This window comes from Kineosporia babensis, assembly GCF_021129305.1.
GTDB classification, from domain to species: Bacteria; Actinomycetota; Actinomycetes; order Actinomycetales; family Kineosporiaceae; genus Kineosporia; species Kineosporia babensis.
Window position 1 is genome coordinate 115,547 of the sequence record NZ_JAJOMB010000009.1, and the last position, 11,093, is coordinate 126,639.

Genomic DNA, 11,093 nt, shown 5'->3' on the forward strand with positions numbered 1-11,093 from the left:
GATGAACTACGACAACCCCATCGCCACGCTGTTTCCCGGCGCCGCCGGGCGGACGGTGGCGGAGCTGGCGCGGCGCCATGCGCTGGGGGAGAACGTGGTCGAGGTGAAGGCGGCGGCCGGTACGGCCGCCGTCGTCCCCGACCAGTTCGTGAAGGTAGCCACCCGCCTGGCCTTGATGGGGCTGGTCCGCTTCCCGGTCACCGAACAGGTCCGGCTGGTGCGCGAGAACATCATGTGGCCGGCGCTGAACGACCTGGCGGACACCCAGTTCCGGCTGGACGCGCTGCTGCGCGACGTGGCCGCGACCTGCCCGCCGGTGACCCGGATCGCGGTGGCCGGACCGGTTGCCGCCGGCACGGCCAGAACGTTCCCGGAACGCCTGGAGGTAGCGCTGATCGCTCCGGCTGACGCGGTGAGTGACGAGCAGCGCGAGGAGATCGCGGAGCACCTGTCACGGGCACTGGGCAACGCTTGCGTAGTGACCGTGGCGCAGGACGAGCACGAAGCCGCGCAACTGCTGGCGGACGAGGGTTTCCGGGTGATCAGCTCCGCGACTGGCTGGGCAACAAGACTTTCGGCGCGGCCCTGATCCACAGTGCAGGTCCCCGCCAGATCAGTCCCTAGTCCAGCGGCGAGACCCTGATCAGGTTGCCGTCCGGGTCAGCGACCACGAAGGTGCGCCCGAACACCTCGTCGTACGGTTCCTCCAGCACGGTGACCCCTTTCGCCTTCCATTTCTCGTAGATCCCGTCGACGGCGGCGGCTGAGCCGGGCAGCATCAGCCCGACCTCCGAGGTACGTGGGACCTGGGGACTGACCTGCTCGGAGCGCCCGCTCCAGAGGGAGAACAGCACGCCGGGGGCGACCTCGAACGGGACGTAGCGTGGGGTGGTCATCACCGGTTCGAGCTCGAACAGGTCTCGGTAGAAGGCGGTGGCCCGCTCGACGTCGGTGACGTAGATCAGGAACAGGTTCGGTGCGGCCATGGGGGCACTCTCCTTTCCGGACGACCGTGGTCCGGCCGTTGGGAAGAGCATGGCGCAGGGGTACGACAATCTTGACTCGGTCGCGGCGTGCGGTTGCGGAGCGCAGGTTCGGCGCAAGGGCGGGCGAAGAGAGCACCTTCTCGATTTTGTGTACACGCGGTACCAGGTGCCCTGAAAGTACACATCGCGCGATGGGCTTTGCCGGGGTAAAAATCACGGTGGGTTGCCGGAACGCCGGATTCGTGACGCTCAGGTGAGCTGGGCTCGCAGTGCGACCGGATCGACGTTCAGGGTCTGCAGCAGGCGCACGGCGCGGTTGCCGGGCTCGTCCAGCAGCCGGCGCAGCAGTTCGGTGGTGCCGCGGGGGTAGTTCTTCATCTGCTTCTTCAGTGGCACAGCGTCTTTGCCCAGATCGCTGCTGTCCATGGCTGCTCGCAGCCGGTGGTGGTCCAGCCCGGCGCCGAGCAGGATCCGGGCGGCCCTGGAGTCGTCGTTCTCGTCCATCGGGACGGCCATGTGCGGGTAGTACGCGGCCACGGTATGGGTGCGCAGGATCGCCAGCAGCAGGTCGTCGCTGCGGACCTTGCCGCCGTGGGCCTGAGCCACCTCGCCGGCTTCGAGCCGGGCCCAGAGGTCGGGGAACTGGCCGGGATTCATCGGGAAGATCCGCATCATGACAGACGTCCAGAACTGGCCCAGCTCGATCGGCTTGTACTTGCGCCGGCCCAGCAGGGCATCACGGGTGGAGCGCAGTTCGGTGGGCACTAGGTCCTCGCGGACGGCCGGCTGGCCGGAGGTGAGGGCGGCGCGCAACTCGGTGACGTCCACGCCGAGCTTGGTCAGATTGCTTACGGCCAGGCACTCTTCGTCGTCGAGGATCGCCGCGAGCAGGTCGACGGGGGAGCGTTCGGTGCTGGTGGCGGTCATGAGGTCGGCAGCGGTAGCGGGGGCGGCCTGGGGGTTCGGGTAAGTGAGGGAGGGGCGGGTCTGGGCTCGGTCGAGGGCGGCGACCATGGGGGTGGTGAAGCGGATCTGGTCTTCGTCGCCCCAGCTGTCCAGGACCGTCAGTTCGGTGAGGCCGGGCTCCGTGGTCTCTCGGTCGTAGTCCTGGATCAGGACCAGGAAGGTGATGTCGTAGGGGGCCAGGAAGCGGGCCACCGCGTCCCTCTTCGCCAGGCTGCACAGCATCTCGTGGGTGCTGATCGGGGGGACCGAGGCGTAGAACGGGCCGAAGGCCGAGATCAGTTCCTGGTCGGCGGCGAAGTCCGTGGTCATGGGGAAGATCGTGGTGCAGTGGGGATGCTCTGCGCGTCGTGCTGCAGGCGTAGATGACGAAGATCGACAGTGCGACGAAAGTGGCATTCGCCGGTGCTGGTGCGGGCCTTACGCTGACCTCCTGATGGGGAGATTCTGGATGAGAGCGGCGCTGGCCGTTCGTGCTGCGCGCCGGGCCGGCTGGCAACGCCTCACCTACGAGGTCGGCCTGGCCTTGTTCTGCGGGCTGGGTACGGCGTTCTTCCACCTGCTGCTGACCTACGACCCGCCGCAGGATCCGCTGGCCGAGGCCGTTGCCTACGCGGTCCTGGGGTTCGGGGTCTCGGTGCTGCTGGTGCCGCTTCGGCTGATCCGGCCGCTGACCGCGCTGATGATCTGCGGTCTGCTGGCGATCCCGATGGGCGGGGTGAGCCTGGCCCTGGTGCCGCTGAGTGCTTCGGTGGGGTACCGGGCCTGGCAGGCGGGGCCGATCGTGGTGGCCTACCTGACCGTGCTGGTGGGCTGTGTCGGCGGGATCCACCGGGTCAGTGGCCTGCCGTTGCTGACCTCGTTCCTGGTGGGCCTGATGGAGTTCAGCGCCTTCGTGCTGCTGCCCGGGGCGATCGCGGCGATGGCGGCCCAGCGGCGGGTGCTGGTGATGACCATGCATCAGCGCAATCTCGAGCTGCACACCGAGCGCAAGCTGGCGGTCGGTCAGGCCCAGACCCGGGAGCGCAACCGGATCGCGGCCGAGCTGCACGACTCGCTGGGGCACCGGCTCACGCTCCTCTCGTTGTACGCGGGCGGGCTGGCCCAGGCCTCACCCCCGCTCGAGGTGGGCGGTGACGCGTCCTCTGCTGGAAACGCCCTTGCTCAGGTGAACGATGCGCAGCGGCAGCAGGCGCTCGGGCTGTTGCGGGACACCTCGGCGCAGGCGATGGGGGAGTTGCGGCAGATTCTCAAGATCCTGCATCAGGACAGCGCCGAGGACGCCGGCGGCCGGTCGTTGTCGGAGGTCGAGGACACGGTTGCGTCGGCGCAGGGGACCGGTACCCGGGTGGAGCTGGTGCGGGCCGGTGAGCCACGCCCGCTGAACCTGCTGGCCGAGCACGCAGGCTACCGGGTGGTTCAGGAAGGGCTGACCAATGCGCTGAAACACGCTGCGGGTGCCGCGATCCGGGTTGAGGTGCGGTACGAGGACGACGCCTTGTTCGTGGAGGTGCGCAACGGGGCGGGCCGGCCGTACGAGGGGCAGAGCACCGGGCAGGGGCTGGCCGGGCTGGCCGAGCGGGTGCGCCTGGCCGGTGGGGTGCTCTCGTCCGGGCCGATGCCGGGCGGCGGTTTCCGGATCGGCGCGATCCTGCCCTACGACGCCGAGGTGCCGGGTACGGCCGCACCGGAGCCCGAGGGCGACTTCCCGGAGCAGATCGCCCGGAACACCCGGCGGCAGCAGATCGGTGGGGTGGCCGTGGTCGCGTCCATCGTGCTCTCGCTCGGCTCGTGCATCGGCTCGATCGCGGCGCCCTACCCTCCGGAGATCGTGACTCAGGAGACCTTTGACGCGGTCAGCCTGGGCGAGGACGAGGCCGAGGTGCGGGAGTGGCTGCCGGACACCGCCTTCACCTACACCAGCCGGCTGGACATGGACTGCGAGGAGTTCGTCGCCGAGGACGACGTCGAGCCCAAGGCCGCCGACGCGTCGGTGGTGCACTTCGAGTTCTGTTTCAAGGACGGCAAGCTGGTCGGCAAGGAAGCCCTGGACCGGTTCGACTGAGTAGAGTCCCCGCCACCGTGGGCGGCGGGGACGCGTGCCTCAGTTCTTCGGCTCGGGCCACTGCCCGCAGTACGGCCGGTCGGTCAGCCAGCCGGAATTGCCGCCGCCGTCGGTGATCCGGAAACCGCTCTGGCAGTCGTAGATCCCGTTCGGCTGGCCCAGCCCGGTGGCCTTGACGTTCTTGAAACTCGCCGCCCCGGGAGCCTGCGCCTGCACCGCGAAGGTGCCCACCCCGTCCATAGTTACGTTCTCGAAGGTGACTCCCGAGACGCTGCCCTCGATGAACTGCACCGCGGCGTAGGAACTGTCGATGATGTCGGTGTCGCGCACGGTGATCCGGGCGCCCTTGATCGGCTCGTTCAGCCCGTCGAACCAGATCGCGCCGATCCCGAACTTCCAGTTGTAGTCCGAGTTCCCGGCCCGCAGCAGGGTGTTGCCGCTGATCTCGAACGTGCCCTGCACGGCGGTCTCGCCCTGCACGTCGGGGTAGCGGTTGCCGACGTGGATCCCGCCGCCGTTGGTGACTGTGTCGGCCACCACGTTGTCGCTGATCGTGATGTCCTGGCCGCCGTAGACCGCGATGTTGTTGGCCAGAACCGGCGCCACCACGGTGTTGCCGGTGAACGTGTTGCCGGCGTTGTCGTGCTTCTGCGCCCACATCGCCAGGCCGTCGTCGCCGGTGTTGCGCACGAAGGTGTTCTTCACCGTGGAGTTGGTGACCCCGCCGTGGAAGTTCACCCCGTCGGCGGTCTGGTCCACGATCCGGGAGTCGGCGATGGTGAAGTTGTCCATCGGCCCGCTCATCCAGGCGCCGACCTTGGTGTGCTGGATCCACAGGTTCTCGACCAGCGAATCGCTCATCGCACCGCCGATCGCGTTGGACGGCACGTCGTCCTGCCGGTCGGTGACATCGCCGATGATGGCGAAGTCTTTCAGGGTGACGTTCTTGCTCGGCCCGCCGTCCGGCCCGTACTTGCCGAACACCCCCACGCCCTTGCCCTCGAGCGCGCTGTGCCAGGGACCGGCGCCGGTGAGCTCCACACCGTCCACAATGATGTGGTCGGTGACCTTGAACGTGCCCGGCGGCAGCCACACCGGGTTGCCCTGCGCAGCACCGTCGTTCACGGCCTGCTGAACGGCCTTGGTGGCATCCGCCCGACCGCTCGGATCGGCGCCGTAGTCCTGCACCACGTCCAGCGCTCCGGCCGGGGCCTGCCCGGGTGCGTCGACCAGCTCGAAATCGGCCAGGTCAAAAGTGAAGTCAGGGGATTCGGCCACCGAAGTGACCTTGACCTTCACCTTGGTACCGGCGCTGAGCGTGCGGTCGAAAAGGGTGCGGGCCTCGTCGTAGAAGTGGTGCGGGTCGGCGCCTGGGGTGTTGGTGAACGGGTACTCGCCGTAGAACCAGCTGTAGCGCGAGGTCAGGTCGAGTTTACCGAGCTGTTCGCCGTCGGCCTCGATCGCGACCGAGGCGTGCCGGCCGGTACCGGCCTCGTTGTCGGGCAGGCTGTGCCGCAGCACGATCGAGTTCGCCGCGGCGGGCAGGGTGAATTCGACGTACTCGTCCACCGCGTCCAGCGTGACCGCCTGGCGGCCGGAGGCTTCCGAGGCGAGCGTGCCGTACTTCCGGTCGGGGCCGATGACCGTGCCGTTGGTCTGCGCGTGCTCGGCCTCGATCTCGTGGAACGGCACGTCGGCACCGCGCCCTTCGATCCCGATCGGGGAGAGCCCGGTGGATGCGGGGCTCGCCGTCTCGGTTTCTTCCGCAGCGGTCGCGCTCATCGCGGCCACTGCGGCGGTGAGCAGACCCGCGGCCGTCAGGGCGGCCACGAGACGCTTGTTGATTCGGGACATGCCAGGAACGCTAGGCGGCCGTGCGCTAAGCCGGCCGGAAGTTCCGGTCAGCAGAGCGTGCGGATTCTGGCCTTCGGTGAATTCCCGGCCGACGAGTCATCCGGGTTACCTGATGCACCTGAGGGCAAGCCGCGATGAACCGTAACCCGGGGGCACCTTGCAATACCCGGGCGTCGATGGCAATTGGGCCGAGGGGACGATTCAGCAAAGCGCCAAGAATTTATTACCCTTCATCAGATGGATCCGACGTCGCACGGAGTCCTCAGTTCCGGTGGGCCGGTCAGGGCCGGCTCCGCCGGGGGTGCTTGGACGGTGAACGATCTGGACCGGGCCGCCGCCGGGCGGCTCGAGGACTACCGCACGGCCAGCGACCGCTCGGACCGCGCGCTGGCATTGGCGCAGGTCGGGCGCTACGACGAGGCCGACCGGAAGATGGCCGAGGCGCTCGCCGTGACGCCGGACAGCGCCTGGGCGCACCTGCGCAAGGCCCGGCTGGAACTGCTGCGGGGAGATATCGCGGGGATGGCCCTGGCCCTGCGCCGGGCGATGGAGACGAGTGAGCCGCCACTGACCGAACGGCAGCGGGCGTTGGCCGAGGCACTCCTGCGGCTGGGTTAGGGCCTTAAATCTTTCCTAGGGCGGGGTGAAAGCTACCCGTTATCAATTCGTTGTGCTCATTCCGGGCCGGCATTCCGGGACGAGGCGGCCAGGCTGGCCACGGTGGTGATCGCCAGGGTGCCGACGATGACACTGAGCGAGAGCCAGATCGGGATGTCGCCATCGAACGGGGCCCAGCCCGCCCAGTGGTACTCGTGCAGGGCGTGGAAGATCAGCTTCAGCCCGATGAAGGCCAGGATGAAGGACAGGCCGAGCGAGAGGTAGATCAGCTTCTGCAGCAGGCCACCGATCAGGAAGTAGAGCTGGCGCAGGCCCATCAGGGCGAAGACATTGGCGGTGAAGACCAGGTACGGCTCTTCGGTCAGGCCGTAGATGGCCGGGATCGAGTCCAGCGCGAACAGCAGGTCGGTGCTGCCCAGGGCGATGATCACGAACAGCATCGGGGTGATGTGGCGCCGGCCCTCCCGCACCACGGTCAGCGCCCGGCCCTCGAAGGCGTGGGTCGAGGGGAAACGCCGGTTCACGAACCGGGTCAGCGCGTTGTCGGCCACCGGCTCGTCCTCCTCGGAGCCGTGGCTGCGGTAGTCCAGCACCAGCTTCCCGGCGGTGTAGACCAGGAACGCCCCGAAGATGAAGAAGACCCAGGAGAACTTGCTGATCGCGGCCGCGCCGACGGCGATGAACACGGCCCGGAAGACCAGCGCCAGGATGATCCCGACGGTCAGGGCGTACTGCTGCAGGGGCCGGGGCACGCCGAGCTTGCCCATGATGATCAGGAAGATGAACAGGTTGTCGACCGACAGGCTGTACTCGGTCAGCCACCCGGCGAAGAACTCACCGGCGTAACGGCCGCCCGCCGTGGCCCACACCCCCAGACCGAACACCACCGCCGCGGCCACCACGACGGCGACCAGGGTGCCGGCCTCCTTCATCGACGGTTCGTGCACGTTGCGGCCGATCCAGAACACGTCGAGCGCCAGCACGGCGACCAGTACCGCCCCGGTGATCGCCCAGGTGTACAGATGCACGTCCACGTTCGGCTCAATCGGCAGGCCGCCCGGGACCCTTCACCTCACCCACGGGTACGACTTCCGTCGCATCGCCGCCCGCAGCTGCTTGCGACCGATGGCCGACGCGCCACCGGGCCGCCCGGCCGCAGGATCTGAGGCATGACGACGACACCTTTTCCTGGCAGCGACGGCTTCACCCGAGTCTGGTTCTGGGCCGTGCTGAACACCGATGAGAAGGACAAGAACGATGTCGTCGGCACCCAGCACCTGCTGCGCGGAATGGTCCACGTGGCGCAGATCAAGGCCGCACTGGAGGCCTACGACCTGACCGAAGCAGTGGTGGCGCGGATGGTGCGGGACGAGGTGCCGGAGACCGGTCTGGTGCCCCGGATACTGAAGGGGTCCGTGGAGCCGGTGAACTTCTCCACCGCCGCGGCGGCCGCGCTGCACCGCTGTCAGGTCCAGCCCGCGCTGGGCGGGGGCGAGGAGCGCAGTGCGGTGGACGTGTTCCTGGCGATCCTCGGTGACTCCCAGTGCCGGGCGGTCGGCATCCTCGCCGAGTGCGGCGTGGACATCGAGGAGCTGAGGGAGTCTCTACGGGAAGGCCGTTTGCCCGCGCGCCGCGACCCGCTGCCGGTAGACCTGCACCGCACCCGGGACGCACTGCTCGGCCGCCGCAGTTACCGCCCGCAGACCCGGGGCGTGATGGGCTGGCTCCAGCGGCTGGCTCTGCGCATCTCCAACGAAGACTACGCCGCCCAGCCGGTGTTCTGGGTCCGGCTGGAGGCCGACGAACTGGCCCGGGAGCGGGGCAGCCGGAAGATCGGCTCGGACGACGTGCTGCTGGCCCTGCTGACCACCTACGAGGTGGCGCTGGCATACCCCCACCTGGCCCGCTCGGTCCAGCACAAGTACCGCGGGGGCCAGGCCCTGCTCGCCGCCGGCGTGGATCACGCCCGGGTGCGGGCGGCGATGGCGAGCCTGGACCTGGGCCGCGACGAAGTGCCCCTGCCCACCGGGATGGGCGACTGGCCGCAGGACACCGGCCAGGTGCTGGAGCGACTGGCCGGGGTGAAAGGCAACCGGGGTGCCCGACTGCTCGAGGCGCTCGGAGTCTCCCAAGCCGACCTCAACGTTCTCTGCTGAATCAGAGGGTGACGCCGAAAGCGCCACCCGGCAACGACGTCCCTAGTTCTGAACCAGACCCAGCCGATGTGCGATCAGGGCTGCCTGAACCCGGTTCTCGCAGCCCAGCTTCGTGAGCACCCGGCTGACATGGGTTTTCACGGTGGCCTCGCTGATCCACAGCTGCGAGCTGATCGTGGCGTTGGACAGCCCTTGCGCAACCAGCACCAGCACCTCCCGCTCCCGCGCGCTGAGCTCCTCCAGCCCCTTGGCCGCGAACTCCGGAATCTCGATACCGGGGGCGGGCGAACTCCCCGGCGAGGCCGGCTTGGAGGGGGTGCTCATCCCGTCGAGCAGTTGCCGGGTGACCGCGGGGGACAAGAACGCGTCCCCGTTGGCGGCGGCCTTGATCGCCCGGGCCAGGTCGTCGGCCGCCGCGTCCTTCAGGAGGAACCCGGCGGCACCCCCGGCCAGCGCCCGCGTCACGTAATCGCTTTCCCCGAACGTGGTCAGGATGATGACCACCGCCTCGGGCCACGCCGCGCGCAGCTTCACCAGCGCCGTGAGCCCGTCCGTGCCGGGCATCTGCACGTCCATCAGCACCACGTCCGGCCGCTGCTTCAGCGCCACGTTCACCGCCTCGGCGCCGTCCCCGGCCTCCCACAGCACGTCGATGCCCTGCACCATCGACAGCACGAACCGGATGCCGCCCCGCACCAGGGCGTCGTCGTCGGCGATGAGTACCCGGATCGGCCCTTCGGGGGCGGGCGTCGGGTCGGTCATGGCGTTAGCTCCGTTTCCACTGTGCGTTTGCTGACCAGGACTTCGTCCTTGAAGCAGAGTTCGTAGTCGATGGTGGTGTTGCTGTCGCCGGTTTCTTCCTCACCGCTGCCGGAGTACATGCGGCAGATGTCCCCGGCGGTGTTCGTGCGCTCGGACATCGGCTGCGCGGGCAGCAGGTGCCGCATCCGGTCCATGCTGTCGCCCGGTTGCAGGTAGAGGTACACCCCGCGGTCGACCGGCTCGTCGATCCCCAGGGCGAAGAACGAGCCGACGCACGAGGACATCCCGACCAGGACGGTGACGACGATCCCGGCCACCCCGAGTTTCTGCCGCCGGCTGACCTTGCTGATCTGCTGCCGGAAATCCCCGTTGGCCACCGGCTTCGGCTCGGGCACCTCGGCGTCGTACGGCAGCACCGCGCCGAGCCGGAAGTCGCCGTCCTCCAGGGGACCGTGCGAGAGCACCCCGCCGGCCAGACGCACGCGCTCGGTCAGCCCGTGCAGCCCCTGGCCGGTACTCGAGCCGGGGTAGGGCAGTCCCGGGCGGTTGCGTACCTCGACGAACAACGCATCTTCGTCGTAGCGCACCTCGACCCGGATCGGGGCCCCACGCGCGTGCTTCAGGGCGTTGGTAATGCCTTCCTGGACGACCCGATACGCGGCGTGCTCGGCCAGCATCGGCAGGGGACGCGGTTGCCCGGCGCGGACGAGTTCGATCGGGGTACCGGTCTGCCGGGCCGAGGCGACGGTCGGCTCGACCTCCTGCAGCGTGCGGGCGCCATCAGCCGGGCCGTCCTGATGCAGCACCTTGAGGATCTGCCGCAGTTCGCCCATCGCCTGCGCCGAGGTGTCCCGCAGCAGCCCTACCGCCTGGCTACGAGCATTTTCGGTGCTTGCGGACGAGGTGCTCACCAGAGCGCTCGTCTCACCGGCCGCGGGAGCGGGGGTTGCGCTCTGGGCCAGACCACCGGCGTACAGCGAGATCAGGGTGAGCCGGTGGCCCAGCGAGTCGTGCAGTTCGGCGGCGATCCGGTTGCGCTCGCGGGCCTGAGCCTGGCCGGCCACCACCTGCTGCTGCTCGTGCAGTTCGATGTTGCGCTGGTTCATGGTCATCACCAGCAGCCGGCGCTGGGCCAGGATCGCCGCGATCGCGCCCGGCAGAATGGTCATGAAACAGAAGATCACCACCGCGATCAGGACGATGAACAGCGGGTCGCTCGCGTCCTGGACGAAGATCCCGGCGATGCTGCACAGCAGGGCGACCAGGAAGCCGAAAGCCACGGCCCAGGCCTTCTTCGACCGGTAGCCGACGGCGAAGGCGAACACCGAGACGGCCAGCGAACTACCGCCGCCCGGGATACTCACCAGCGCGGCCAGGACCATCGCGGTCACCGGGCGGGTGAGCCGCAGCGGGGTGAGGACCAGGGTGATCAGGGCGGTGAGCACCGCCACGGTCAGCTGCAGCGAGTCCGAGGTCCAGGGCATCAGGCCGACCACCGACCAGGCGGTGGTCAGCGCGCAGAACAGGGCCAGGCAGCACTCGTAGACGAGGCGGCCACGGCTGGCCCGGCGGGCCGCTTGCCACCACGTCTGAACTGATCGGGTCAGAGTAGGCATCAGGCGATCAGCCTATCGGTGCGCCGGGCGATGCCGGTCCGGGCAAAGGTGAGCGCTGTTGCCCCCGGAGGCT

General features: G+C 68.7%; 10 protein-coding genes. 4 read left to right on the forward strand and 6 right to left on the reverse strand.

All coding sequences use genetic code 11. From position 1 onward, the window contains the following. Position 1: 1 nt before the first annotated feature. On the forward strand, positions 2-589 hold the full coding sequence (locus tag LR394_RS18090; protein WP_231443436.1) for a hypothetical protein: 588 nt from the start codon (positions 2-4) through the stop codon (positions 587-589). A 31-nt stretch (positions 590-620) separates the two neighbouring features. Here LR394_RS18090 and LR394_RS18095 read toward each other — a convergent pair whose 3' ends face one another. After that, positions 621-986, reverse strand: a complete 366-nt coding sequence (locus tag LR394_RS18095) for a VOC family protein (RefSeq protein WP_231443438.1) — start codon at positions 984-986, stop codon at positions 621-623. Positions 987-1,235: 249 nt separating this feature from the next. Then, positions 1,236-2,261, reverse strand: a complete 1,026-nt coding sequence (locus tag LR394_RS18100; RefSeq protein WP_231443439.1) for a Clp protease N-terminal domain-containing protein — start codon at positions 2,259-2,261, stop codon at positions 1,236-1,238. Between the two features lie 139 nt (positions 2,262-2,400). Between LR394_RS18100 and LR394_RS18105 the strand changes: the two genes are divergently transcribed. Beyond that, the gene (locus LR394_RS18105; protein ID WP_231443441.1) at positions 2,401-4,014 is read left to right on the forward strand and encodes a sensor histidine kinase; all 1,614 of its coding nucleotides are present in this window, start codon (positions 2,401-2,403) and stop codon (positions 4,012-4,014) included. A 39-nt stretch (positions 4,015-4,053) separates the two neighbouring features. Here the strand turns inward: LR394_RS18105 and LR394_RS18110 are convergent, their stop codons facing one another. Then, on the reverse strand, positions 4,054-5,868 hold the full coding sequence (locus tag LR394_RS18110; RefSeq protein ID WP_231443444.1) for a glycosyl hydrolase family 28-related protein: 1,815 nt from the start codon (positions 5,866-5,868) through the stop codon (positions 4,054-4,056). Between the two features lie 237 nt (positions 5,869-6,105). On the opposite strand from LR394_RS18110, the gene LR394_RS18115 reads away from it, so the two are divergent. After that, positions 6,106-6,486 (forward strand): tetratricopeptide repeat protein, encoded by a 381-nt coding sequence (locus tag LR394_RS18115; RefSeq protein ID WP_231443446.1) that lies wholly within the window; start codon positions 6,106-6,108, stop codon positions 6,484-6,486. Positions 6,487-6,542: 56 nt separating this feature from the next. Here the strand turns inward: LR394_RS18115 and LR394_RS18120 are convergent, their stop codons facing one another. Then, entirely contained in the window at positions 6,543-7,520 is a 978-nt protein-coding gene (locus tag LR394_RS18120; protein ID WP_231443447.1) for a TerC/Alx family metal homeostasis membrane protein, read from the reverse strand. Positions 7,521-7,655: 135 nt separating this feature from the next. Between LR394_RS18120 and LR394_RS18125 the strand changes: the two genes are divergently transcribed. Then, positions 7,656-8,642 carry a Clp protease N-terminal domain-containing protein gene (locus LR394_RS18125; RefSeq protein ID WP_231443448.1) on the forward strand — a complete coding sequence of 329 codons (987 nt, stop codon included), beginning with the start codon at positions 7,656-7,658 and terminating at the stop codon, positions 8,640-8,642. Between the two features lie 42 nt (positions 8,643-8,684). Here LR394_RS18125 and LR394_RS18130 read toward each other — a convergent pair whose 3' ends face one another. Together LR394_RS18130 and LR394_RS18135 are read right to left on the reverse strand one after the other, a co-directional pair. Then, positions 8,685-9,404, reverse strand: coding sequence for a response regulator (locus LR394_RS18130; RefSeq protein ID WP_231443449.1), 720 nt, complete (start codon positions 9,402-9,404; stop codon positions 8,685-8,687). After that, positions 9,401-11,020 carry a sensor histidine kinase gene (locus LR394_RS18135; protein WP_231443450.1) on the reverse strand — a complete coding sequence of 540 codons (1,620 nt, stop codon included), beginning with the start codon at positions 11,018-11,020 and terminating at the stop codon, positions 9,401-9,403. The genes LR394_RS18130 and LR394_RS18135 overlap by 4 nt, the downstream gene beginning before the upstream one ends. Positions 11,021-11,093: the final 73 nt, after the last annotated feature.